Here is a 23,125-nt window from a genome sequence, read left to right as displayed (position 1 = left end):
CGCAGGAGACCTCCGCCATCATGGTTCCCATGCCTGATGCCGCCCATACGGCACCGCCCGCCGCTGGCGCTCTGTTGCAGGTCAGCGGTCTGAGCAAGTCCTTTCCCGGCCAGAAGGCGCTGGACGGGATCGATTTCACCCTGCATGCCGGTCAGGTGCATGCGCTGCTGGGCGAGAACGGTGCCGGCAAATCGACCCTGATCAAGATCCTGACCGGGGTGCACCGCGCCGATACCGGCCATATCCACCTGAACGGCCGGCGCATCGCGCCGCGCGACACCGCCGATGCCCAGGCTCAGGGCATCGGCACGGTGTATCAGGAGGTCAATCTTCTGCCCAATCTGACCGTGGCTGAAAATCTGTATCTGGGCCGCCAGCCGCGCCGCTTCGGCATGGTCGATCACCGCCGGATGCGCGCCGATGCCCGACGGTTGCTGGCGCGCTATGGCCTCGACATCGATCCGGGCAGCCTGTTGTCGGACCAGTCGGTGGCGGTGCAGCAGATCGTGGCTATCGCCCGCGCCGTCGATCTGTCGGGCAAGGTGCTGATCCTGGACGAGCCCACCGCCAGCCTCGACCGGGCCGAGGTGGCGATGCTGTTCGATGTGGTGCGCGGCCTGCGCGATCAGGGGCTGGGCATCATCTTCATCACCCATTTTCTGGATCAGGTTTTCGCGCTGGCCGATCAGGTGACGGTGCTGCGCAATGGCCGGCTGATCGACAGCCGGCCGGTCGCCGGGCTGGACGCGATGCAGATCGTGACCATGATGCTGGGCCGCGATCTGGCGGCGGCGGAAGATCAGGTTGCACGCACCGCCGACACGGCGGCGGTAGCACCTGCGATGGTGTTCAAGGGCTGGGGCCGGCGACGGTCGGTGGCGCCGTTCGATCTGGAGATCCGGCCGGGCGAGGTGATCGGCATCGCCGGGTTGCTGGGATCGGGGCGCAGCGAAACCGCCCGGCTGCTGTTCGGGCTGGACACGGCCGATAGCGGCCGGCTGACCATCGATGGCCGGCCGGCGCGGATCGGCGGCCCGCGCGATGCCGTGGCCCTGCGCTTCGGCTTCTGCCCCGAAGACCGCAAGACCGATGGTATCGTCGGCGACCTGTCGGTGCGCGAGAACATCATTCTGGCGCTTCAGGCGCGGCGCGGCTGGCTGAAGCCGATACCGCCGACGGCGATGGTGGCGCTGGCAGACCGGTTCGTCGCCGCCCTCGACATCCGCACCGGCGATATCGAAACGCCGGTCAAGCTGCTCTCGGGCGGCAATCAGCAGAAGGTGCTGCTGGCGCGCTGGCTGGCGACCAGCCCGCGCCTGCTGATTCTGGACGAGCCCACCCGTGGCATCGATGTCGGCGCCCATGCCGAGATCATCCGCCTGATCCACCGGTTATGCGCCGACGGCATGGCGCTGGTGGTCATCTCATCGGAACTGGACGAGATCGTGGCCTATGCGTCGCGCGTGGTGGTGCTGCGCGATCGCCGCCATGTCGGCGAGATCCGTGGCACGGCGCTGACCGCCGATGCGATCATGCGGGTGATCGCCGATGTGCCGGCGGCGGGCCAGCCGCTTGTGTCGGCGCCGGTTCCGGAGACCGCATCATGATCGCGCGGGCAATGCGCAAGCCCGCCGGGCTGCCGCAACTGGTGGCGCTGGCGGCGATCCTGTTCGCCAACTGGCTGGCCTTTCCCGGCTTTTTCGATCTGACCGTTCAGGATGGCCGGCTGTATGGCAGCCTGATCGACGTGCTGAACCGGGGCGCGCCGGTGGCGATCCTGGCCATCGGTATGACCCTGGTGATCGCGTCGGGCGGCATCGATCTGTCGGTGGGGGCGGTGATGGCGCTGGCCGGCGCGGTGGCCGCCGTGCTGATCGATGCCGGCCACCCGTTATGGCTGGTGCTGGCCGGGGCGCTGGCCGCCGGGCTGGTCTGCGGGCTGTGGAACGGCATTCTGGTGGCGGTGCTCGACATCCAGCCGATCGTGGCCACCCTGATCCTGATGGTGGCCGGCCGTGGCATCGCCCAGTTGGTGACCGAAGGCACCATCGCCACCTTCGTCGATGACGGGCTGATCTTCATCGGCAGCGGCTCGGTACTGGGCCTGCCGATGCCGGTTATCATCACCGCCGGGCTGGCGCTGATCGCCATCCTGCTGGTGCGGCGCACGGCGCTTGGCCTGTTCATCGAGGCGATCGGCATCAACCGCCGCGCCAGCCTGCATGCGGGCATCGGCAGCCGGCTGGTGATCGTCTCGGTCTATATGGCCTCGGGCTTCTGTGCTGCGGTGGCGGGTGTGATCATCGCCGCCGATATCCGTGGCGCCGATGCCAACAATGCCGGGCTGTGGCTGGAACTGGATGCGATTCTGGCGGTGGTGATCGGCGGCACCTCGCTGCTGGGCGGGCGGTTCTCGGTGCTGATGTCGCTGCTGGGCGCGCTGATCATCCAGGCGATGAACACCGGCATCCTGATGTCGGGCTATCCCCCGGAATTCAACTTCATCTTCAAGGCGGCGATCATCGTGGTCATCCTGGTGATGCAGTCGCCGCTGGCCGCGCGGCTGGGCCGGCGCTGGCTGGGTGGCCGCGGCCGCCCCGGCAGCGCTGCCCGCCCCGGTGCCGCGACCCGTGCCAGTGCCGCGGCCCGCCCCGGTGTCACCCGCCCCGAAAGCCAGGAGGTCCGGCCATGAACACCCGCTTTCTGCCGCTGCTGGCGACGCTCGCGATCTTCGTGCTGGCCTATGCCGCCTGTATCGCGCAGTTCCCCAACATGGCCTCGACCCGCGTGGTCGGCAACCTGCTCACCGACAACGCCTTTCTGGGCATCGCCGCGATCGGCATGACCTTCGTGATCCTGTCGGGCGGCATCGATCTGTCGGTGGGTTCGGTGATCGCCTTCACCGGCGTGCTGCTGGCGGTGCTGATCGGTCAGGCCGGCATCCATCCGCTGCCGGCATTCGCGATCGCCCTGGGCGTGGCCACCGCCTTCGGCGCGGCGATGGGGCTGATGATCCATTATCTTGAGATGCCGCCGTTCATCGTCACCCTGGCCGGCATGTTCCTGGCGCGCGGTGCCGCCTTCGTCATGACCACCGACTCGCTGCCGATCGGCCACGGTTTCTATGCCGCCCTGCAGGGGATCTATTGGCGCATGCCGGGCGGCGGGCGGCTGACGGTGATCGCGGGGGCCATGATCCTGGTCACCCTGGCCGGCATCGTCATCGCCCATCGCACCCGGTTCGGCGCCAATGTCTATGCCCTGGGCGGCAACCGGGTGTCGGCGGCGCTGATGGGGGTGCCGGTGGCGGCCACCACGGTCAGGGTCTATGCGCTGTCGGGGTTCACGGCGGGGCTTGCCGGCATCGTGTTCTCGCTCTACACCTCGGCCGGCTATCCGCTGGCGGCGGTGGGCGTGGAACTGGATGCGATCGCGGCGGTGGTGATCGGCGGCACATTGCTGTCGGGCGGCGCCGGCTTCGTGGCCGGCACCTTCGTCGGCGTGCTGATGCAGGGGCTGATCCAGACCTATATCGTGTTCGACGGCACGCTGTCGAGCTGGTGGACCAAGATCGTGATCGGCGGCCTGCTGTTCGCCTTCATCGCCCTGCAACGCGGCCTGCTCTGGCTGTCGGACCGGCGCACGGCGATGTCGTCGGATATGCGGGGCAACAGCGGAGCAGGGGCATGACCGGCAGTCTCGTCATCGGCAATGGCCGTCTGGTCGGCAGCATCTCGGGGCGCGGGCGGTCGCGGACCAATCATGCCCATGTCGTGCAGGAACTGGGGCTCGGCATCGTCGAGGGCCATTTCGCCCCCGGCAGCATCCTGCCCGGCGATGCCGATCTGATGGCGCGCTTCGGCGTGTCGCGCACGGTGCTGCGCGAGGCGCTGAAGACCCTGGAAGCCAAGGGGCTGGTTCAGCCCAAGGCGCGGATCGGCACCCGGGTGATGCCGGCCAGCCACTGGAACCTGTTCGATCCCGATACCCTGTCCTGGCATTTCCAATGCGGGCTGAACCGCGATTTCCTGGCCAGTCTGGCCGAAATCCGACTGGCGCTGGAACCGGAAGCGGCGGCGCTGGCGGCATCGCGGCGCACGGCCGAGGATGTGGCCGATCTGTACAGGCTGGCGGCGGCGATGGACGATCCGGCCAACACCGGCAGCAGCTTCGCCAATCACGATCTGGAGTTTCATCTGGTCGTCGCCCGCGCCTCGGGCAATCCGTTCATGCGATCGATCAGCGCGCTGATCGAGGCGGCCTTGTCGGCGGCGCTGAACATCTCGTCGCCGGCCGACGATCCGGCCAAGATCGCGATGTCGGCCGCCGATCATCGCGCGATCGCCGCCCGGATCGAGGCCGGCGATGCCGATGGCGCCCGCACCGCGATGCGCCGGGTGATCATGGTCGGCGCCGATCGGGTGGCCGGTGCCTTCGGGGTGGCGCAATGACCGGCGGCGGGTTGGCGGATCTGGCCTGGATCGGCTGCGACTGGGGCGGGTCCAGCCTGCGGGCCTTCGCGGTTGCGGCCGATGGCCGGGTGCTGGCGGTGCGGCGCAGCGAGGATGGCGCCGGCGGTCTGGCGCCCGATGGGTTCGAGCCGTCCCTGATGGCGCTGGTGGCGGACTGGCTGCCCGATGCGCCGCCGGCGGCCATCGGCGTGCTGATCTGCGGCATGGCCGGGTCGCGGACCGGCTGGCGGGAGGCTGCCTATTGCGACCCGTCGGTGCCGCTGACCCGCCTTGCCGCTGCCGCCGTGGCAGCCCCGGCGCAGGACCCGCGCATCCGGCCTCTGATCCTGCCCGGCTATGCCCGCGGCGACCCGCCGGATGTGATGCGGGGCGAGGAAACCCAGCTTCTGGGGCTGATCGGCACCGAACCCGGATTTGCCGGGCTGGTCTGTCTGCCCGGCACCCATTCGAAATGGGCGCGGATCGCCGATGACCGGCTGACCGCCTCGGCCACCATGATGACCGGCGAGATCTTCGCGCTGCTCGCCCGGCAATCGATCCTGCGCCAGTCGCTGCGGCCGGCGGCGGCGCTGGTCGACGAGGCCGGCTTCCGCGCGGCGGTGCAGCAGGGCATGGCCGATCCGGCGATGGTGCTGCCGGCGATGTTTGCCCTGCGCGCGGCCGATCTGACCGGAGGTGGTACCGATCCGGAGCGCGCGGCCGACCGGCTGTCGGGCCTGCTGATCGGCCTGGAACTGGCGGCGCTGCCCCAAACCGGCTGGCGGGCGGGAGAGGCGGTGGTGGTGATCGGCGCGCCGGCGCTGGCCGGGCGCTATGCGGTGGCGCTGGATGCCTGCGGCATTCCCGCCCGGCAGGTGTCGGGCGAGACACTGGTGATCGCGGGGCTTCGTGCCGCCCATGCCCGGCTGATCGGAACCGGTTCATGGCCACACATGGTGTGATGTATGAAGGAGGCGTGACCATGACGGGGTCTGACGCGACGATGATGGCATTGCTGGTCGATTGTGGCTGCGAACTCGGCGAGGCGCCGCTCTGGCATCCGCTGCGCGGCGAATTGCTGTTCGTCGACATCGCGGGCCGGGCCCTGCATGCGGTGGCGGGCGATGGCAGCCGGGCCCGGCGCTGGGATTTCGATGTGCCGGTCTCGGCGCTGGGCTGGATCGACCACGACCGGATGATGGTGGTCACCGCCCTGGGTTTCGTCGAGATCGACCTTGAGACCGACCGGCGCACCGCGCATGCGGCGCTTGAGGCCGACGACCCGCGCACCCGGTCGAATGACGGCCGGGTCGATCCGTTCGGCGGGTTCTGGGTCGGCACCATGGGTCTTGGCGGCGAGCGGGATATGGGCGCGCTGTATCGCCTGAGCGGGCGCGACATCACGACTTTGCGCCGGCCGATGTCGATCCCCAATGCGTGTTGTTTCACCGGCGATGGCCGCATCGGCTATAGCGGCGACAGCCTGACCGGCATCATCCATCGCTGGCCGATCGACCCGGCGACGGGCCTGCCCGCGGGCGCGCCCGAGGTGTTCGTCGATCTGTCGGGCACCGGCACCGAGCCCGATGGCGCTGTCGTCGATGCCGAGGATCATGTCTGGTGCGCGCTGTGGAATGGCGGGCGGGTGGTCCGCTATCGCCCCGATGGCACCGAAGAACGGTCGATCGCGCTGCCGGTATCGCGCCCGACCTGCCCGGCCTTTGGCGGGCCCGATCTGAAGACGCTGTATGTCACCTCGGCCTGGCAGGGTTTCACGCCGGCACAGCGCGCGGCCGAACCCCTGGCCGGCGGCGTGTTCGCCATCCGCGTCGACACCCCCGGCCTGCCCGAGCCGGCCTTCCGGATGACGGGCACAATGTCGCATTCTTAAAAAGGTATTTCAAATATATCTTCTGGTCATCATGAGCCCCGCATCCGGAGGACATCCGATGACCAGCCAGTGCCAGCCCGCCGCCGCCCCCGCCGCACCGTTCCGTGACCGCGCGCTGGGCGAGATTGCCGCCAGCCTGCCCGGTGCCACGGCGGTGTTCCGCCACCACCGGCTCGATTTCTGCTGCGGCGGCGACGTGCCGCTGGATCAGGCGGCCGCCCGTCGCGGTGTCGACCCGGCGGTGATCGAAGCGGCGCTGGGCGCGCTGGAACCCGACGAGGTCAACGCCGCCGATCTGCCGACCGACGCGCTGATCGATCACATCCTGGTCTGCTATCATGAAGCCCACCGCCGCGACCTGCCCGAACTGATCCTGCTGGCGCGGAAGGTGGAGGCGGTGCATGCGGCCAATCCGGCGGTGCCGGCAGGTCTGGCCGATCTGCTGCGCGAGATGGCCGGCGTGCTGGAAATGCACATGAAGAAAGAGGAACTGATCCTGTTTCCGGCCATGCGCCACAATCCGCAGGCGCTGGTCGCGCAGCCGATCCGCCAGATGCGTCACGAACATGACGATCATGGCGAGGCCCTGCGGCAGATCGAGGCGATCACCGGCGGGCTGGTGCTGCCTCAGGGCGCCTGCCGGTCGTGGCAGGCGCTGTATCTGGGGCTGGGTCATCTGATGGGCGAGTTGATGGAGCACATCCATCTTGAAAACAACGTCCTGTTCCCGCGCTTCGAAGGCGAGGCGGCGCTGTAGGACGCGCGCGCTCGCCGCGTGGGGCGCGCGGGTCTATTCCGCCCGTGGCTGCCAGGCCATGCCGGCGGTGCCGGCCAGGAAGCCGTTGATCGGCGGCATCCCGCCCAGCAGGGGCCGGATCGCCGCCGCCGCCTCCGGCCCGGTCATGCGCCCGTCGATCACCGCGCGATAGAGGCGGGCCAGCGCGACCATGTCGAGGTCGTGCGGTGACAGCCGGAAGGCGGTGACGCCGGCGGCGCGCAGATCGCCGATCCAGCCCGACAGTTCCAGACAGCCATAAGACAGGGTCTGAAGGCCGTTCACCGCCAGGAATGGCTGGCCGTCGACCGTATCCACCGGCATGCCGTCGGGGTCCTGGCCGCAGACATAGCGACAGCCATCCTTGTGCAGACCATGGGCGCGGGCATGGTAGCAGCGTGCCGAGATGGCGAGCGGCGCCCGCCCGAAGACCTGAACCTCGATCGCTGCCGGGCCGCGCGCGGCGGCCAGGGCGGCGATGCCGGCCATCGGCAGTTCCGCGGGCAGGCACACCCTCACGGCACCCAGGGCGGCAAGGCAGGCCAGGCTGGCCGGATTGTAGACATTGACATGCGGCCCCACCACATGGGGCCGGCCGGCAAGGCCATGGATCGCCGCCATGTCGTTGGCCTCGATCAGCCAGTCGTCGCCGGCGGTGAGGTCGCGGACCAGTGCGGTTTCCCGCGCGCCCTGAACCAGCGCCAGGGTGGAGATCACCACCTGTTTGCCGGCCCGGCGCAGGCGGTCGACGATCGCCGGCAGATGCGGGTCGATGAACGGCATCCGCTTGGCGCAGACCACCTCGCCCAGATGAACCACATCGATATCGGTCTCGTCGGCGATGCGGGCATAGAGGTCGTGAAGGGTGGCCGGGGGGCGATTGAACAGCATCGGCCCCAGCACCAGCCGGGCCGGTGGTGGCACTGTCGCGCACGTCATTGTCAGCTCGTCCATCATTGCCAGCCCCGACGATAGGCGCCGGCGGTGCCGCTGCCGCCCTCGCTCATGGCGGCGAGCGTGCCGGCGGTCGCCGGGTCGCCACGCCCGGCCCGATCCAGCGCCCGCCGGAAGGCGGTGACCACGGCCTCGACATAGGCGCGGCCGCGCTGGCGACCCTCGATCTTGATCGCCCTGACCCCGGCGGCGGCAAGCTCGGGCAGCATCGCCTCGACGTTCAGGCTGACAGGATCTTCAAACAGATAGACCCCATCCCGGCGTGGCCCGGATGCCGTGCCCGGCGTGGCGCCGCGCGGGCTGAACCGGCCCTTGCACAGGGTGGGATAGCCGACCGGCTCGCCCGGGGCGAAGCGGTCGACGGTCACGGCGCCAAGCCGTGCCAGGGTGGCGTCGCCGTCCGGCTGATAGCGGACATGGGCGGCGGGCGAACAGGCGCCGGTGGTGTTGGGGCTTTCGCCGGTGACATAGGACGACAGCGCGCAGCGTCCTTCCGCCATCACGCACATGCCGCCGAAGGCGAAGACCTCGGTCTCGACCGTGATGCGGCGGTTCAGCGCGGCGATGTCGGCCAGCGACAGCACCCGTGGCAGCACCACCCGGCGCACGCCGAAATGCCGCTGATAGAAGGCGATCGCATCCTCGTTCGAGGCCGAGGCCTGCACCGACAGATGCAGCCTCAGATCGGGGTGGCGGTCGCGCGCATGGCCCAGCAGGCCGATATCGGCCAGGATCACCGCATCGACCCCAAGGGATGCCGCGTCATCCACCGCCTGACGCCACAGATGTTCCCGGCCGGCCTGGGGATAGGTGTTGCAGGCCAGATAGACGCCGGCGCCCTGGGCATGGGCATGGGCGATGCCGGCGGCCAGTTCATCGCGGGAGAAATTCAGCCCCGGAAAATTGCGGGCATTGGTGGCGTCGCGAAAGCCGCAATAGACCACGTCGGCGCCGGCGGCAATGGCTGTGCGCAGGGCTGCCGGCGTGCCGGCGGGGGCCACCAGTTCCATGATGCCGCGGGCCGTGCGGTCCTGGCGATCCGGGCGTTGCCTGTTGTCTGTGGCGCGGCTGTTGGGGGCGCGTCCGGTTCCGGTCATTGGTCGGGCTCCACATCGGGCTTGTGGGGGCGGCGGCGCGCGGTCTGGCGTTCCAGTACGCCCAAGCGGCCATCGATCGCGGCCAGCCGGCGCAGGCCGGCATCGGCGCGGGCATCGCCCGGCCCGGTGATGGCCCGGGCGATGCGGGCCATGTCGCGGCTGGCGGCCGCATGCAGCCGCAGGCCCAGGGCAATCGGCCGCATGGCGATGTGGCCCAGCCGGCCGCAACTGGCGCGGATGTCGGCCAGCAGGTCGATTTCGGCGTCGTCGACCGCATTGCGCAGGGCGACCATCAGGCTGGTATCGCCTTCGATGCGCAGCCGGCCGGCAAAGAACGCGGCGTCGCCGTCGCTCCGGCCCTGAAGCAGATCGAGCAGCAGGGCCAGCGGGCCGGATATCCGCGCCATGGCCAGCGCCATGTCATCCGGCCCGGCAATCCGCAGCGCCGGGTGATGCGGGTCGAGGTCGAGGAACAGCGGCCAGGGCAGATCGTCGGCCGTGACCAGCAGGCAGGGCCGGGCCGGCGGCACGATATCCACCCCGGCCGCCAGCCGCTCGAACACCGCGGGATGGCGTTGGCGGGTGATGCCGAGCGCCATGGCGAGCGCCCGGTCCACCCATGGCGCGGGCAGTGCGTTGAGCGGGTGTTGCAGCAGAAGCAGCGGGCTGAGTTCTGGCGGCGGGGGGGTGTTTTGCTGTGCGGTCATCGGGGGATGTCCTCAGCGCGCGGGGTACCGGGTCAGGATCGACCAATAGGCGGCGACGAACAGGGTGAAGCCTGCGATCCACGCGGCGGCCGCGGCCTCGATCAGCGGCAGCATGGCGTCGCCGGCAATCGTGCTGCCCGACAGGATGCGCAGCACCGCCGACAGGATCAGCAGCGCATAGACCAGCACCACCACGGGGCCGGCATGCAGGGGCAGGCCGGCATGTCCCAGGCTGGCGCGGCTCATCACCGCCATGGTCATCAGGCCGATGGCGCCGGCGGTCCAGGCATGCAGGGCGGCTGAGGCTTGCAGGATGTCGGGCCGCAGGATCGCCAGCCCCAGGCAGGCGAAGCCCAGCGGCACGAAGCCATAGGCCAGGTGCAGCACCAGAACCAGGGGCTCGGCGCCGCTCCGCCAGCCCGTCCAACGCGCCAGACGAACCGCATGGGCGATCGCCGCCAGGGCGGCGAGGGCGGCGGTCGCACTGGCATCGGGGCGCCAGACCCAGGCCGCCAGCGCCACCGCCGCCACCGCCATGCAAACGCCGTCGAGGCGGTCGAAGGCCACCGGCAGCGGGCCGGGGCCGCGCTTCGCCAGCCAGTTGCGGGTGAAGCTGGGCACGATCCGCCCGCCGACCAGCATGATCAGCAGCAGGGTGACGGCGAGCCCCAACCGCAGGCCGGTGCCGGTATCGATGCCGGCATCGGCGGCGGCGCCGGGCCAGAGCAGGGCGCCGTGAAACAGCGCGTTGCCGGCGATCAGCAGCGCCAGGATCAGCAGCACCTTCATGTTGCGGCTGTTGCGCGCGGCGATGATCTCGCGGCCGATGGCCAGGGCCAGCACCACCGGAAAGGCAAGGTCGACGAGTGCCGCCGCCTGTGCGCCTGCAACCCCCGACAGCGCCACCGCCAGCCGGCCGGCCAGCCACAGCAGGCCCAGCAGCAGCACCGGCCGGCCCAGGATCGGCAGGCGCCCGGTCCAGTTCGGCACCGCCGTCAGCAGAAAGCCCGCCACCACCGCCGGCACATAGCCATAGATCATCTCATGGGCATGCCAGTCGATCAGCCCCAGCCCGGTCGGCAGCGCCAGCATGCCGCGGAACAGGGGGATCCAGGCGACCATGGCGATCACCGCCCAGATGGCGGCGGCCATGAAGAACAGCCGGAAGCCGTGCAGGATGGCGGGGCCGGTATAGGCGCGCCGGATCGCGGCCGACCCTGCCGGCTTCGGAGGGGATGCGCGGGTCATGGCTTCGGGCTCCCGGCCAATGTGGCGGCGGGGCGGAAGCTTTCGACCACCGCCGGGTCGGTCTCGATGCGGCCGGCCTCCATCAGATCGAGGCAATAGGGGATCGCCGGAAAGATCGCGGCCAGACAGACCGCGATCGCGGCCGGCTTGCCGGGCAGGTTGACGATCAGGCAGCGCCCACGGATGCCGGCGGTCTGGCGCGAGAGGATCGCGGTCGGCACGGTCTCGGCGCTGACCCGGCGCATCATTTCGCCGAAGCCCGGCATCTCCCGCGTGACGACCATGGCCATCGCCTCCGGCGTCAGGTCGCGGGGCGCCGGGCCGGTGCCACCGGTGGTGAAGATCAATTCGGCGCCGGCCGTGTCGGCAAGCTCGATCAGCGTGTCGCGCACCGATGCCACGCCGTCGGGGATGATCCGGCGCTCAGGTATCCACGGACTGCGGATCGCGGTTTCCAGCCACCCCGCGATCGCGGGGCCGCTCAGATCCTCATAGATGCCGCGACTGGCGCGGTCTGAAATGGTGACGATGCCGATGCGCATGATGACATGGTCCTGGATCATAAGAGGGGCTGCCGGCCGGCCGGCAGCCATGCGGGCGTCAGCCGCCCAGCGCCGCCATGGTGCGGTCGATGCCATGGGCGGCATCGCGGGTGATGGCGAAGTCATGGCCCTGCGGCTTCAGGCGCAGGGTCTGGCGGATCAGCGCCTCGGTGGCATCCGGTGCGCCGGCCCGCAGCGCCGGTGCCAGATCGACCGCGCCGTCATGGCCAAGGCAGGTGTAAAGCCGGCCGGCGACGCTGACCCGCACCCGGTCGCAGTGTTCACAGAAGCGGTGCGACAGCGGCGTGATCAGGCCCAGCCGGCCGCCGGTTTCAGCGACCCGCAGATAGCGCGCCGGCCCCGCCGTGCGATCGGGCAGGCTGGTCAGTGTCCAGCGTGTCGCCAGATCGTTGCACAGGCTGTCGAGCGACAGAAACTGGGTGCGGCGGTCATGGCCGGTCTCGCCAAGCGGCATCACCTCGATCAGCGTCAGATCCATGCCCCGGCCATGGGCGAAGCGGATCAACCCGTCGACCTCGCGCTCGATGACGCCGGCCAGCGCCACGGCGTTGATCTTGACGTGCAGGCCCGCCGCCTGCGCCCGATCGAGCCCGTCGAGCACGCCGTTCAGCCGGCCGCCCCGGGTGAGGCGGTGGAAGGTGTCGGGGTCGAGGCTGTCGAGCGAGACATTCACCCGCCTGATGCCGGCGGCCGCCAGATCGGCGGCATGGGTCGCCAGCCTCGTGCCGTTGGTGGTCAGGGTCAGCTCGTCGAGCCGTCCATCGCCGACCGCGGCGCCAAGCCGCTCGATCAGCGTCATCACCCCCCGGCGGACCAGTGGTTCGCCACCGGTCAGACGGATGCGCCGCACGCCATTGGCCATGAAGATGCCGGCGAGCCGCGCCAGTTCCTCGATGGTCAGGATCTGGTCGCGCGGCATGAACACCGGTCGTGCCGCCATGCAGTAGACGCAGCGCAGATCGCAGCGATCGGTCACCGACAGCCGCAGATAGCGCAGCTGGCGGCCGAACGCATCGGTCAGCGGGCAGCCGGCGACCGGCGCGGTGGTGGGGGGCGCCGTGGCGGGGCGTCGGGCGGGATCGGCCAGATGCGGCGGCAGGGCGCTCATGAGTGGTGCTCCGCGATCCTGGCGGGCTGCCTCATCGCCCCGCGACACCAGTCGAGGATCTGTGCGGCGTCGGGGTTCAGCACGGTCGCCAGCCCGCCATGAAAGGCGGCACAGGCCGGCATATAGGCCGGCCGCGCGGCGGTCAGCACGGGGATGCCGGCCTCCAGCGCGGCGATCATCGCCGCGCGCAGGCCCTGGCCATCGGCCTCGCCCTTGCCGAAACGGTTGATGATCAGCAGGTCGATGCCCTGGCCGATCGCGCTTTGGGCTGCGGCCGATGCCTCGGCCAATCCGCGCGGGTCCAGCCGGCAGCCACGCGCGGCCGGGCCCAGATCCTGCGAAATCCGGATCAGGGCGCCGGTGCGGAGATCTTCCAGATCCATGGCTGCGCAGCATCCGGCGGGGGCTGGCCCCTCGCGTTGCAGGAATCCGCCCGGTATCCGGCCCTCGGCCATCAACTGGCGGGCGACCGCTTCCAGCACCGCATCGACCGGAATCCTGTCGGCGAAGTCGATGACGCCGAGTGGCGCCAGATCGGCGGAGAACGTCATGGCCGGGCTCCTTGCAGGCCGGAAGAGAGGCAGGAAAACGGCAGCCAGCCCAGCGGGTCGCCGGGCTGGATATCGCCCGCCGCCGCGTCGACCACGGCGAAGCCCGTGGCCCCGGCCAGCGGCATCAGCCGCGCGGCGCTGCTTTGCCCCATGATGCGCAGCACCGGCCGGCCGGCCGGATCCAGGCCGTCCGGCCGGGCCGGCAGGTACTCGGTCCGGCCCGGCCGGTGGGGCAGGGCGGAACCGGACACATGGCCGGCATGGCCGGTCGGCGGCACGCCGGCGGTCTGCCCCGACAGGCGGCGCAGCATCGCGGTCGCGAACAGCTCGTGGCCCAGAAACGCCGCCACCGGATTGCCGGGCAGACCCAGGAACGCGCTGCCGCCGATGCGGCCCAGCATCACCGGCTTGCCGGGCTTGATCGCCACGCCCCAGCTATCGATCCGGCCGCCCGCGGCCACGAAGGCCGGTTTCAGATGATCGCGATCACCGACCGAGGCGCCGCCGGTCGACAGGATCAGATCGAACCGGCCGGCGGCGGCGGCGATCGCGTCGCGGGCCGCCGCCGCCTGATCGGGAATGGCGCCAAGATCGGTCAGTGTCGTGGACGGGCCTGCCAGCAGCGCCAGCAGCATCGGGCGGTTGGAATCATGGATCCGGCCGGGGCCGAGCGGCTGCCCCGGCGGCACCAGTTCATCGCCCAGGGTCATCACCGCCACCCGCAGACGCGGCAGGACCGGCACCGCCGCATGGCCGGCGATGGCCAGCAGGGCGATGTGGCGGGCGTCGATGCGGGTGCCGGTGAGCAGAATGACGGTGCCGGCCGGCGCATCTTCGCCCGCGCGCCGGATATGGGCGCCGATGGGCGGATCGCGGCGCAGCATGATCCGGCCGTCGGTGCTGGTGCAGTCTTCCTGCGCCACCACCCGGTCGAAGCCCGCCGGCACGGCGGCACCGGTCAGGATGCGGATGGCATGGGGGCGGGTGCCGTCGGCGGCCGGCGCGGGGCCGGGGCCGCCGGCTGTGGCGACACCGGTCACCGGCAGCACCCACGGCCCGGATGCGCCGGTCACGGCGCTGGATGTCACGGCATGAGACGACAGCGCATAGCCATCCATCGCGGCATGATCGAAGCCCGGCATCGGATATGGCGTGGTGACGCGGGCGGCGGCGATCCGCCCGACCGCATCGGCCAGCGGCACGGTCTCCACACCCCCGACCGGCACGCACAAGGCCTCGGCGCGGGCGACGGCCGCCGTGACATCCAGCAGCCGGCCGGGGTCACGGTCGCAGACGCAGCCATTGCCGGAGGGCGCGCGCGATATGTCGGCAGGGGTCATTTCACATACTCCGTCATGACGAGCGGCACGCCGCGCCGTGCCGCCATCCGCTGGCCCAGCACCACCAGATCCTGATGGCCCAGCCGGGCCCTGGCGATCGGCAGCACGATGGCGTTCTCCAGGCACAGATGCCGCCGTTCGCGCGTGGCGAAATCGTGGAGCATCGCCGCCAGTGCCGGGGCGGGTGTGCCGCCGGCCCGGTCGATCTGGCCAAGCCCGTCGAGGATGCGGTCGCGGGCAAGCCGGCTGGCGTCGTGGTCGCGGGCCAGACTGGTCAGGATGTCCTGAATCCGGTCATCGGCGGTGGCGCGGCTGCGCAGCAGCGGAAACAGGTCGTCTTCCTCGTCGGTCCAGTGCACCTCGATCTGGGTGGCCAGAAAGCGCACCGCGGCGCCGATCAGCACCGGCGGGGTTGCGGCACCCTCGGCGATCCGGTCGAAGACCCGGCACAGGGTGCGCTGACGGAAATGGTCGGCGAAGATCCGGTCCAGCGGTGTCGCGAACAGCGATGGCGGCAGGCTCTCGGTCAGGGCCTGAAGGTCGATCCGGTCTGTCTCCATGGCCAGGGCCTCCGTCCGTGGCCGTCATCCGGCCACGGACCCAAGGATTGCGGGGGGCGGCGCCGCGATCGGCGGCGCTATTGCACCAGCGGGCCGTCGGCGGCATCCAGGGTGATGCCGCGAATATCGGCGGCGCCGGCCAGAACGCCGATGAACTGGGCCACGCCCCGGCTCCAGCTCGATGCCTCCAGCCAGGCGGCGATGCGGGCCTCGACCAGCTCGAACGGCAGGGTTTCGCCGGCAATGACCCGGTCGAGGGCGATGACGTGAAAGCCGAAGCGGGAGCCGACCGGTTCTGCCACCATCTGTCCGGCACTGAGGCCGGCCAGGGCGCGTTCGAATTCGGGCACCGTGGAGCCTGCGGTCACCTGCCCCAGATTGCCGCCCTGAGCCCGCGACGGGCAGGCGGAATGAGCCTCGGCCAGCGCCGCGAAGGCCGAGGGATCGTCTTGCAGCACCGCGATCAGCCGGCGGGCGGTGTCTTCGGCGGTCTTGCGCGCCGTGGCGTCGCTTTCCGGTGCCGCCAGCAGAATGTGGCGCGCCTCATAGATCGTGCCGCTGGTGAATTTGCCGGGGTTGCGGTCGTAATACCGCCGGCAGGCCACCGCGTCGGCCGTGGGTGTGGTGACCTCGGCATCGAGCAGCGCGCGCAGCAGCGCGTCGTCGTCGACCTCGCGCTTGCCGGTGGCATCGGTTTCGGGCTGTGCGTGCAGGTCGCGGCGGCGGGCGGCGCTCAGCAGCAATTCGCGGATCACCAGCGCGCGGGCGGCCTCGGCATAGGCGCGCCGGGCATCCGGGGCGGGATGATTGTGCATCTCGGCCCGGATCTCCGCCTCGCCGATCACCACGCCATCGACCGAGATGTCCGGCAGGTCGGGCATCTGGGGTTCGGCGGGTGCCTGGGGTGCGGCGGATGGCTGGGCTGCGGCCGCGCGGGTGGCGGCGGCGGCCTGTGCCGCCTGGGCGCGGGGATGGACATGGCGGTGGCCGGGCACCGCGCTCGGGCTGTCGGTGGGCATGGTCTTGGGGAAGCGGCCGTCACGAAAGATCGTCGCCATCGGATCGTCCTCCTTATTCGGCCGGCAGGCGGCGGCTGGGGGTGGCAGTGGGGCGGGCGCTGCCGCCGGATACGGGCTTGCGGGTGCGCACCACCTGAAAGCCCGGCCGCCACAGATAGCGGATCGGCGCGCTGAGCATGTGCACCAGCCGGGTGAAGGGGAACAGCAGCAGGATGGTCATGCCCAGGATCAGATGCAGCTTGAAGATGATGTGGACATCGCTGATATAGCCGGCGGCGCGGCCGTCGAGCGTGAAGATGCCCTGGGCCCAGTTCATGAACTTCACCATCTCGTGGCCGTCCAGATGGCCCAGCGACAGCGGAATCGTCAGCAGGCCCAGCGCCAGTTGCAGCCACAGCATGCAGATGATCAGCAGATCGGTGGGGCCGGAGGTGCGGCGGATGCGCGGGTCCAGGAACCGGCGGTGGATCAGCAGGCTGGCGCCGATGATCGCCATCACCCCGGCGATGCCGCCGGCCACGATCGCCAGCAACTGCTTGGCGCCATGGCTGATGCCCAGCGTATCGAACACCGCGATGGGGGTCAGCAGCCCGACCAGATGGCCGCCCAGAATGACCAGCACGCCGAGATGGAACAGCACCGATCCCCAGATCAACTGCCGTCGGCGCAGAAGCTGGCTCGATCCCGACCGCCAGGTATAGGGATCGCGGTCATAGCGCAGCACGCTGCCAAGAACCAGCACCACCAGTGCTATATAGGGATACACCCCGAACAGGGCGGCGTTCAGATAGCTGGCCATCACACGGTCTCCCTCGATGGCATCGTTGGGGCGGGGGCGGAGGCGGGGGCCGGGCGTGACGCGGCGCGAAGCTGGCGCCGCAGCCGGTCGGGGCCGCAACTGTCGGTGCCGGCGCCGGCGGCGCCGAACATCACCGCCTCTTCGTCCCAGATCCGGTCCAGGGCCTCAAGATCGGTCGGATCGTCATCGGGCATGGCCATCAAGCCGGCGACCACCGCCGGATCGGGGGCCGTATGGGCCGGCGACGCGGCCGCCAGCGCCACAAGAACCGCCAGGGCGGCGGCATAGGGGTTGTCGCGCGCCACAAGCCGGGCATGCAGCGCGTGGGTGATATGGGCGATCTGGTCCAGCAGGCCAGCGGCCTCATCGGGCGCGCGGGTCGACAGATATTCCAGGAACAGCGGCAGGTGGTCGGGCAGTTCGCGGGCGGCGATGACGAAGCCGGCGGCTTCGTACATGTCCTTCAGATCGACCATGGCCTGGCCGCGATCGCGGCTTTCGCCGTGGACATGCTCGAACAGATGCAAGGACAGCACCCGGGTGCGGTCGAACAGCAGGACATAGGCTTCCTGCGCGTCGTAGAGATCCTGGCCGGCGATATGGTCGACCAGCCGGCCGAGATCCCGGGCCAGATCGGGCGCCAATGTGGTCTCGGTGGCCAGGGTGGTCTCGGCGGCGATGGCGGCGCGCAGTTCCGGCGCCGCCGCCTGAAGTTCGGCCGTCGGATAGGACAGCAGCAGCGACACGATCCTGATCAGGCGTGACATGGCGATGACCTCCCCTGGCTCAGAATACGTCGGTGGGTGTCTGGACGGTCCGGGTGCGCTTCGCGCCGAACAGGTCGACGGTCGACGTGCCCCCGGAACAGCCATTGCCGAACGAGAACCCGCAGGAGCCACGGACGTCATAGGCGTCCTCGCCAATCTCGCGATGGCTGGTCGGGATGACGAAGCGGTCCTCGTAATTGGCGATCGCCATGATCCGGTACATCTCTTCGATGATCGGACCGCTGAGGCCGACGCGGGCGGCCAGCGCCTCGTCGATCACGCCATCGATGGTCTTGGCGCGCATATAGCCGCGCATCGCCAGCATCCGTTCAAGCGCCGTCACGACGGGCTCTTCCTTGCCGGCGGTCAGCAGATTGGCGAGGTAGCGCACCGGAATGCGCAGCGAGCGGACATCGGGCATGCCGCCATCCAGCCCGATCTTGCTGGCATCGGCGGCGGACTGGATCGGCGACAGCGGCGGCACATACCAGACCATCGGCAGCGTCCGGTATTCAGGATGCAGCGGGAAGGCGATCTTCCATTCCATCGCCATCTTCCAGACCGGCGATTTGCGGGCGGCATCCAGCCAGGCTTCCGGCACGCCGTCGCGCCGCGCCTGGGCGATCACCTCGGGGTCGTTCGGGTCCAGGAACACCGACAACTGCGCCTCGTAGAGATCCTGTTCGTTCTCGGTCGACGCGGCCTCGGCGATCCGGTCGGCATCATAGAGCAGCACGCCCAGATAGCGGATGCGCCCGACGCAGGTTTCAGAGCAGACGGTCGGCTGGCCGGCTTCGATGCGCGGATAGCAGAAGATGCACTTCTCTGATTTCCCGGAAGACCAGTTGTAATAGATCTTCTTGTACGGGCAGCCCGAGACGCACATCCGCCAGCCGCGGCATTTTTCCTGATCGATCAGGACGATACCGTCGTCTTCGCGCTTGTAGATGGCGCCGGAGGGGCAGGCCGCGACGCAGGTCGGGTTCAGGCAGTGCTCGCACAGCCGGGGCAGATACATCATGAAGGTGTTTTCGAAGGCGCCGTAGATCTCCTTCTCGACCTCGGCGAAATTATAGTCGGCCGAGCGCTTCGAGAACTCGCCGCCCAGGATTTCCTCCCAGTTCGGGCCCCATTCGATCTTCTCCATCCGCTGGCCGGTGATCAGCGAGCGCGGCCGCGCGGTGGGCGGGGTCTGGACCTCGCCGGCGCTTTGCAGATGGCCGTAATCGAAATCGAACGGCTCGTAATAATCATCGATTTCGGGCAGGTCCGGATTGGCGAAGATCTTGGCCAGGATGCGCCATTTGGCGCCCATGCGGGGCCGGATACGGCCGTCGGTGCCACGGGTCCAGCCACCGTTCCAGCGCTTCTGGTTCTCCCAGTCCTTGGGGTAGCCGATGCCCGGCTTGGTCTCGACATTGTTGAACCAGGCGTATTCCACGCCTTCGCGGTTCGTCCACACGTTCTTGCAGGTCACAGAACAGGTGTGACAGCCGATGCATTTGTCCAGGTTGAGGACCATGCCGACCTGTGCTCGGATCTTCATTCCGCCGCCTCCTCACGATACGGCCCATCCAGCCACTCGACCTTGTCCATCCGCCGGACGATGACGAACTCATCGCGGTTGGAGCCGACCGTGCCGTAATAGTTGAAGCCGTAAGATTGCTGCACGTAGCCGCCGATCATGTGTGTCGGCTTGGTGATCGCGCGGGTGACCGAGTTATGGATGCCACCGCGCTGCCCGGTGATCTTCGATCCCGGCGTATTCACGATCTTTTCCTGGGCGTGATACATGTAGAGCGTGCCCTGCTTCATCCGCTGGGACACGACCGCCCGCGCCACCAGGGCGCCGTTGGTGTTGTAGACTTCCACCCAGTCGTTATCGACAATCTGGCCGCGGGCGGCGTCCACCTCCGACATCCAGACAACCGGGCCGCCGCGATTGAGCGTCAGCATCATCAGATTGTCGGAATAGGTGGAATGGATGCCCCATTTCTGGTGCGGGGTGATGAAGTTCAGCACCACCTGCGGATTGCCGTCATCCTTGGCATGGATCACCGGCGCCACCGAGCGGGTGTCGATCGGGGGGCGGTAGACGCAGAACCCCTCGCCGAAGGCCCGCATCCACAGATGATCCTGATACAACTGCTGACGACCGGTCAGCGTCCGCCAGGGGATCAGCTCGTGGACATTGGTATAGCCGGCATTGTAGCAGACGGTTTCCGACTCGATCCCCGACCAGGTCGGCGACGAGATGATCTTGCGCGGCTGGGCGACGATGTCGCGGAAGCGGATCTTCTCGTCTTCCTTGGCGCGCGCCAGATGGGCATGCTCGCGACCGGTGGCCTTCGACAAGGCGTCCCAGGCCTTGACCGCGACCTCGCCATTGGTCTCGGGCGCCAGCATCAGGATGACCTCGGTGGCGTCGATGTCGCTGTCGATGCGGGGCCGGCCGGTGGTGCTGTGGCCGGCCGCGACCACACCGTTCAACCGGCCCAGGGCCTCGACCTCGTGACCGGTGTTCCAGGTGATCCCCTTGCCGCCATTGCCCAGCTTGTCGAGCAGGGGTCCGAGCGCGGTGAACCGGTCGTAGAGCGCCGGATAATCGCGTTCGACCACCGCCACCGAGGCCATGGTCCGCCCGGGCACCGGCCGGCTGCCATCGCGCTTCCAGTCGTGGACGTCATAGGGCTGGGCCATTTCGCCGGGCGTGTCGTGCAGGATCGGCACCAGCACCACATCGGTTTCCACCCCCAGCACTTCCGGGGCGATGTCGGAAAACGACCGCGCCAGCCCCTTGAAGATCTCCCAGTCGCTCCGCGCTTCCCAGGCCGGATCGGCGGCGCTGGACAGCGGGTGGATGAAGGGGTGCATGTCCGAGGTGTTGAGGTCGTTCTTCTCGTACCAGGTGGCGGTGGGCAGCACGATGTCGGAATAGACGCAGGTGGTCGACATCCGGAAATCCAGCGTCACCAGCAGGTCGAGCTTGCCGCGTGGCGCCTCGTCGTGCCAGGCGGCCTCCATGCTGTTCAGCCGGCCTTCCGCGCCCAGATCGCGGCCAAGAACCCCGTGCGAGGTGCCGAGCAGGTGCTTCAGGAAATACTCATGGCCCTTGCCCGACGATCCGAGCAGGTTCGACCGCCAGATGAACATGTTGCGCGGCCAGTTGGCCGGGTCGTCCGGATCCTCGCAGGCCATGCGCAGCGTGCCCGACGACAGGCCGTCGGCGACGTAATCGGGCACCGCCTTGCCGGCGCGGGCGGCATCGGCGGCAACGCCAAGCGGGTTGCTCTGCAATTGCGGCGCCGATGGCAGCCAGCCCATCCGCTCGGCGCGGATGTTGTAATCGATCAGCGTGCCCGACCAGTCGCCATCGGGTGCCGTCGGCGACAGGATGTCGCGCACGTCCAGGGTTTCATAACGCCACTGGTCGGTATGGGCATAGAAGAACGAGGTGCCGTTCATCTGCCGGGGCGGGCGGCTCCAGTCCAGCCCGAAGGCGAGCGGCAGCCAGCCGGTCTGCGGCCGCAGCTTTTCCTGACCGACATAATGGCTCCAGCCGCCGCCGGACTTGCCGATGCAGCCGCACATGATCAGGAGATTGATGATCCCCCGATAATTCATGTCCATGTGGTACCAGTGGTTCAGCCCGGCGCCCAGGATCACCATCGACCGGCCTTCGGTCTTTTCGGCATTGCGGGCGAATTCGCGGGCCACGGTGATGATGTGGCCCTGCGGCACGCCGGTGATCTTTTCGGCCCAGGCCGGGGTATAGGGCTCGTTCCGGTCGTAATCGCGGGCGACATTGCCGCCGCCCAGGCCGCGATCCAGGCCGTAATTGGCGGCCATCAGGTCGAACACCGTGGCGACCAGCGCCTCGCCGCCGGCCAGCGTCACCCGCTTTGCCGGCACGCGCCGCACCAGCACGTCGGCATGGTCGGTGCCTTCGAAATGATCGTGTTTGCGGTTGCCGAAATAGGGGAAGCCGACCTCGGCCACCGCGTCGTGATCGGCGGGGTCGATGAAGGTCATGGCCAGATCGACGTCGCGGCCCTGGCCGTCCTTGGGCTCAAGGTTCCAGTGGCCCTGCTCGCCCCAGCGGAAACCGGCCGATCCGCGCGGTGCCACGATCCCGCCGGTCCGGCGGTCGACCGCCACGGTCTTCCAGTCGGGATTGCCGGCCTCGCCCAGCGCGCCATCGAAATCGGCCGCCCGCAACAGCCGCTCGGGCACCAGATGGCCGTTCTTCTCGACCAGCCGCACCAGCATCGGCATGTCGGTATAGCGGCGGCAATAGTCCTCGAAATAGGGGGTCTGGCGGTCGAGATGGAATTCGCGCAGCACCACATGGCCCAGCGCCATGGCCAGCGCCGCGTCGGTGCCCTGTTTGGGGTGCAGCCACAGATCCGAGAACTTGGCGGCCTCGGAATAATCCGGCGACACCACCACCGATTTGGCGCCCTTGTAGCGGGCCTCGGTATAGAAATGGGCGTCGGGGGTGCGGGTCTGGGGAACGTTCGATCCCCACAGGATCAGGAAGCCGGCATTGTACCAGTCGGCCGATTCCGGCACGTCGGTCTGCTCGCCCCAGGTCATCGGCGATGCCGGCGGCAGGTCGCAATACCAGTCATAGAATGACAGGCACACCCCGCCCATCAGCGACAGATAGCGCGAGCCGGCGGCATAGGACACCATCGACATGGCCGGGATCGGCGAGAAGCCGACCACCCGGTCGGGCCCGTGGGTCTTGACGGTATAGGCATTGGCGGCGGCGATGATCTCGTTGACCTCGGCCCAGTCGGCGCGCACGAAGCCGCCCAGGCCGCGCATCTTGGTATAGGCCGCCCGTTTCTCGGGCGCCTCGACGATCGAGGCCCAGGCCGCGACCGGCGCCAGGGTCACCCGGGCCGCCCGCCACAGTTTCAGCAGCCGCGAGCGGATCAGCGGATGCTTCACCCGGTTGGCGGAATACATGTACCAGCTATAGCTGGCGCCACGGGCGCAGCCGCGCGGTTCGTGATTGGGCAGGTCGGGCCGGGTGCGCGGGTAATCGGTCTGCTGGGTCTCCCAGGTGACGATCCCGCCCTTGACATAGATCTTCCACGAGCACGATCCGGTGCAGTTCACGCCATGGGTGGAGCGGACGATCTTGTCGTGCTGCCAGCGCTTGCGATAGGCGTCTTCCCACGACCGGCTTTCGGTGGTGGTGACGCCGTGACCGTCCGAGAAGGTGCCGGCGGTCTTCACGGCCAGGAAGTTCAGGCGGTCGAGAAGATGGCTCATCTCTCCGTATCC

21 protein-coding genes are annotated in these 23,125 nt (G+C 69.1%); 7 read left to right on the top strand and 14 right to left on the bottom strand.

The window, feature by feature from the left end; genetic code table 11:
- Positions 1 to 20 precede the first annotated feature (20 nt).
- Genes WG924_RS10495 through ytfE form a run of 7 tightly spaced genes read left to right on the top strand, consistent with a single transcriptional unit; the run spans position 21 to position 7,099 of the window.
- A complete protein-coding gene (locus WG924_RS10495; protein WP_345932978.1) occupies positions 21 to 1,607 on the top strand; it encodes a sugar ABC transporter ATP-binding protein in 1,587 nt (528 codons plus the stop codon).
- On the top strand, positions 1,604 to 2,692 hold the full coding sequence (locus tag WG924_RS10490) for an ABC transporter permease (protein ID WP_372044697.1): 1,089 nt from the start codon (positions 1,604 to 1,606) through the stop codon (positions 2,690 to 2,692). Before WG924_RS10495 ends, WG924_RS10490 begins: the two co-directional genes overlap by 4 nt.
- A complete protein-coding gene (gene yjfF, locus WG924_RS10485) occupies positions 2,689 to 3,690 on the top strand; it encodes a galactofuranose ABC transporter, permease protein YjfF (protein WP_345932977.1) in 1,002 nt (333 codons plus the stop codon). Before WG924_RS10490 ends, yjfF begins: the two co-directional genes overlap by 4 nt.
- Positions 3,687 to 4,451 (top strand): FadR/GntR family transcriptional regulator, encoded by a 765-nt coding sequence (locus tag WG924_RS10480; protein ID WP_345932976.1) that lies wholly within the window; start codon positions 3,687 to 3,689, stop codon positions 4,449 to 4,451. Before yjfF ends, WG924_RS10480 begins: the two co-directional genes overlap by 4 nt.
- A complete protein-coding gene (locus WG924_RS10475; protein ID WP_345932975.1) occupies positions 4,448 to 5,413 on the top strand; it encodes a 2-dehydro-3-deoxygalactonokinase in 966 nt (321 codons plus the stop codon). Before WG924_RS10480 ends, WG924_RS10475 begins: the two co-directional genes overlap by 4 nt.
- A 20-nt stretch (positions 5,414 to 5,433) precedes the next feature.
- Positions 5,434 to 6,342, top strand: coding sequence for an SMP-30/gluconolactonase/LRE family protein (locus WG924_RS10470; RefSeq protein WP_345932974.1), 909 nt, complete (start codon positions 5,434 to 5,436; stop codon positions 6,340 to 6,342).
- 58 nt (positions 6,343 to 6,400) lie between these two features.
- Positions 6,401 to 7,099: an iron-sulfur cluster repair protein YtfE gene (ytfE, locus tag WG924_RS10465; RefSeq protein WP_345932973.1), complete on the top strand. Its 699-nt coding sequence runs from the start codon at positions 6,401 to 6,403 to the stop codon at positions 7,097 to 7,099.
- Between the two features lie 33 nt (positions 7,100 to 7,132).
- On the opposite strand, the gene ubiV is transcribed toward ytfE, so the two are convergent.
- The 14 genes from ubiV to WG924_RS10395 form a co-directional block, all read right to left on the bottom strand.
- Positions 7,133 to 8,056 carry a ubiquinone anaerobic biosynthesis protein UbiV gene (ubiV, locus tag WG924_RS10460; RefSeq protein ID WP_345932972.1) on the bottom strand — a complete coding sequence of 308 codons (924 nt, stop codon included), beginning with the start codon at positions 8,054 to 8,056 and terminating at the stop codon, positions 7,133 to 7,135.
- 14 nt (positions 8,057 to 8,070) lie between these two features.
- Entirely contained in the window at positions 8,071 to 9,081 is a 1,011-nt protein-coding gene (ubiU, locus tag WG924_RS10455; protein ID WP_345933244.1) for a ubiquinone anaerobic biosynthesis protein UbiU, read from the bottom strand.
- An 83-nt stretch (positions 9,082 to 9,164) separates the two neighbouring features.
- Positions 9,165 to 9,875, bottom strand: a complete 711-nt coding sequence (locus WG924_RS10450) for an SCP2 sterol-binding domain-containing protein (RefSeq protein WP_345932971.1) — start codon at positions 9,873 to 9,875, stop codon at positions 9,165 to 9,167.
- A gap of 12 nt (positions 9,876 to 9,887) precedes the next feature.
- A complete protein-coding gene (locus WG924_RS10445; protein ID WP_345932970.1) occupies positions 9,888 to 11,123 on the bottom strand; it encodes an NnrS family protein in 1,236 nt (411 codons plus the stop codon).
- On the bottom strand, positions 11,120 to 11,665 hold the full coding sequence (gene mog / locus WG924_RS10440) for a molybdopterin adenylyltransferase (RefSeq protein ID WP_345932969.1): 546 nt from the start codon (positions 11,663 to 11,665) through the stop codon (positions 11,120 to 11,122). The genes WG924_RS10445 and mog overlap by 4 nt, the downstream gene beginning before the upstream one ends.
- A 58-nt stretch (positions 11,666 to 11,723) precedes the next feature.
- Complete coding sequence (gene moaA, locus WG924_RS10435) at positions 11,724 to 12,785, bottom strand: GTP 3',8-cyclase MoaA (RefSeq protein ID WP_345933243.1); 1,062 nt, start codon at positions 12,783 to 12,785, stop codon at positions 11,724 to 11,726.
- 5 nt (positions 12,786 to 12,790) lie between these two features.
- The gene (locus tag WG924_RS10430; RefSeq protein ID WP_345932968.1) at positions 12,791 to 13,345 is read right to left on the bottom strand and encodes a DUF2478 domain-containing protein; all 555 of its coding nucleotides are present in this window, start codon (positions 13,343 to 13,345) and stop codon (positions 12,791 to 12,793) included.
- Positions 13,342 to 14,685, bottom strand: coding sequence for a molybdopterin molybdotransferase MoeA (locus tag WG924_RS10425; protein ID WP_345932967.1), 1,344 nt, complete (start codon positions 14,683 to 14,685; stop codon positions 13,342 to 13,344). Before WG924_RS10425 ends, WG924_RS10430 begins: the two co-directional genes overlap by 4 nt.
- Positions 14,682 to 15,245 carry a hemerythrin domain-containing protein gene (locus tag WG924_RS10420; protein ID WP_345932966.1) on the bottom strand — a complete coding sequence of 188 codons (564 nt, stop codon included), beginning with the start codon at positions 15,243 to 15,245 and terminating at the stop codon, positions 14,682 to 14,684. The genes WG924_RS10425 and WG924_RS10420 overlap by 4 nt, the downstream gene beginning before the upstream one ends.
- A 77-nt stretch (positions 15,246 to 15,322) precedes the next feature.
- Entirely contained in the window at positions 15,323 to 16,303 is a 981-nt protein-coding gene (locus tag WG924_RS10415; protein WP_345932965.1) for a peptidylprolyl isomerase, read from the bottom strand.
- 13 nt (positions 16,304 to 16,316) lie between these two features.
- Complete coding sequence (narI, locus tag WG924_RS10410) at positions 16,317 to 17,063, bottom strand: respiratory nitrate reductase subunit gamma (RefSeq protein ID WP_345932964.1); 747 nt, start codon at positions 17,061 to 17,063, stop codon at positions 16,317 to 16,319.
- On the bottom strand, positions 17,063 to 17,830 hold the full coding sequence (narJ, locus tag WG924_RS10405; RefSeq protein WP_345932963.1) for a nitrate reductase molybdenum cofactor assembly chaperone: 768 nt from the start codon (positions 17,828 to 17,830) through the stop codon (positions 17,063 to 17,065). The genes narI and narJ overlap by 1 nt, the downstream gene beginning before the upstream one ends.
- A gap of 19 nt (positions 17,831 to 17,849) precedes the next feature.
- Positions 17,850 to 19,376 (bottom strand): nitrate reductase subunit beta, encoded by a 1,527-nt coding sequence (narH, locus tag WG924_RS10400; RefSeq protein ID WP_345932962.1) that lies wholly within the window; start codon positions 19,374 to 19,376, stop codon positions 17,850 to 17,852.
- Positions 19,373 to 23,113: a nitrate reductase subunit alpha gene (locus tag WG924_RS10395; protein WP_345932961.1), complete on the bottom strand. Its 3,741-nt coding sequence runs from the start codon at positions 23,111 to 23,113 to the stop codon at positions 19,373 to 19,375. The genes narH and WG924_RS10395 overlap by 4 nt, the downstream gene beginning before the upstream one ends.
- Positions 23,114 to 23,125 lie beyond the last annotated feature (12 nt).

This window comes from Tistrella arctica, from assembly GCF_039630945.1.
GTDB classification, from domain to species: domain Bacteria; phylum Pseudomonadota; class Alphaproteobacteria; order Tistrellales; family Tistrellaceae; genus Tistrella; species Tistrella bauzanensis.
Note: the sequence above shows the minus strand (reverse complement) of the source record. Positions and strands in the feature narration are given on the sequence as shown.

What these genes read in the sequence shown, in the direction of transcription:
- WG924_RS10495 (WP_345932978.1), top strand. Translation starts at nt 21, where the DNA reads ATGGTTCCCATGCCTGATGCCGCCCATACGGCACCGCCCGCCGCTGGC.
- WG924_RS10490 (WP_372044697.1), top strand. Translation starts at nt 1,604, where the DNA reads ATGATCGCGCGGGCAATGCGCAAGCCCGCCGGGCTGCCGCAACTGGTG.
- yjfF (WP_345932977.1), top strand. Translation starts at nt 2,689, where the DNA reads ATGAACACCCGCTTTCTGCCGCTGCTGGCGACGCTCGCGATCTTCGTG.
- WG924_RS10480 (WP_345932976.1), top strand. Translation starts at nt 3,687, where the DNA reads ATGACCGGCAGTCTCGTCATCGGCAATGGCCGTCTGGTCGGCAGCATC.
- WG924_RS10475 (WP_345932975.1), top strand. Translation starts at nt 4,448, where the DNA reads ATGACCGGCGGCGGGTTGGCGGATCTGGCCTGGATCGGCTGCGACTGG.
- WG924_RS10470 (WP_345932974.1), top strand. Translation starts at nt 5,434, where the DNA reads ATGACGGGGTCTGACGCGACGATGATGGCATTGCTGGTCGATTGTGGC.
- ytfE (WP_345932973.1), top strand. Translation starts at nt 6,401, where the DNA reads ATGACCAGCCAGTGCCAGCCCGCCGCCGCCCCCGCCGCACCGTTCCGT.
- ubiV (WP_345932972.1), bottom strand. Translation starts at nt 8,056, where the DNA reads ATGACGTGCGCGACAGTGCCACCACCGGCCCGGCTGGTGCTGGGGCCG.
- ubiU (WP_345933244.1), bottom strand. Translation starts at nt 9,081, where the DNA reads ATGGAACTGGTGGCCCCCGCCGGCACGCCGGCAGCCCTGCGCACAGCC.
- WG924_RS10450 (WP_345932971.1), bottom strand. Translation starts at nt 9,875, where the DNA reads ATGACCGCACAGCAAAACACCCCCCCGCCGCCAGAACTCAGCCCGCTG.
- WG924_RS10445 (WP_345932970.1), bottom strand. Translation starts at nt 11,123, where the DNA reads ATGACCCGCGCATCCCCTCCGAAGCCGGCAGGGTCGGCCGCGATCCGG.
- mog (WP_345932969.1), bottom strand. Translation starts at nt 11,665, where the DNA reads ATGCGCATCGGCATCGTCACCATTTCAGACCGCGCCAGTCGCGGCATC.
- WG924_RS10430 (WP_345932968.1), bottom strand. Translation starts at nt 13,345, where the DNA reads ATGACGTTCTCCGCCGATCTGGCGCCACTCGGCGTCATCGACTTCGCC.
- WG924_RS10425 (WP_345932967.1), bottom strand. Translation starts at nt 14,685, where the DNA reads ATGACCCCTGCCGACATATCGCGCGCGCCCTCCGGCAATGGCTGCGTC.
- WG924_RS10420 (WP_345932966.1), bottom strand. Translation starts at nt 15,245, where the DNA reads ATGGAGACAGACCGGATCGACCTTCAGGCCCTGACCGAGAGCCTGCCG.
- WG924_RS10415 (WP_345932965.1), bottom strand. Translation starts at nt 16,303, where the DNA reads ATGGCGACGATCTTTCGTGACGGCCGCTTCCCCAAGACCATGCCCACC.
- narI (WP_345932964.1), bottom strand. Translation starts at nt 17,063, where the DNA reads ATGGCCAGCTATCTGAACGCCGCCCTGTTCGGGGTGTATCCCTATATA.
- narJ (WP_345932963.1), bottom strand. Translation starts at nt 17,830, where the DNA reads ATGTCACGCCTGATCAGGATCGTGTCGCTGCTGCTGTCCTATCCGACG.
- narH (WP_345932962.1), bottom strand. Translation starts at nt 19,376, where the DNA reads ATGAAGATCCGAGCACAGGTCGGCATGGTCCTCAACCTGGACAAATGC.
- WG924_RS10395 (WP_345932961.1), bottom strand. Translation starts at nt 23,113, where the DNA reads ATGAGCCATCTTCTCGACCGCCTGAACTTCCTGGCCGTGAAGACCGCC.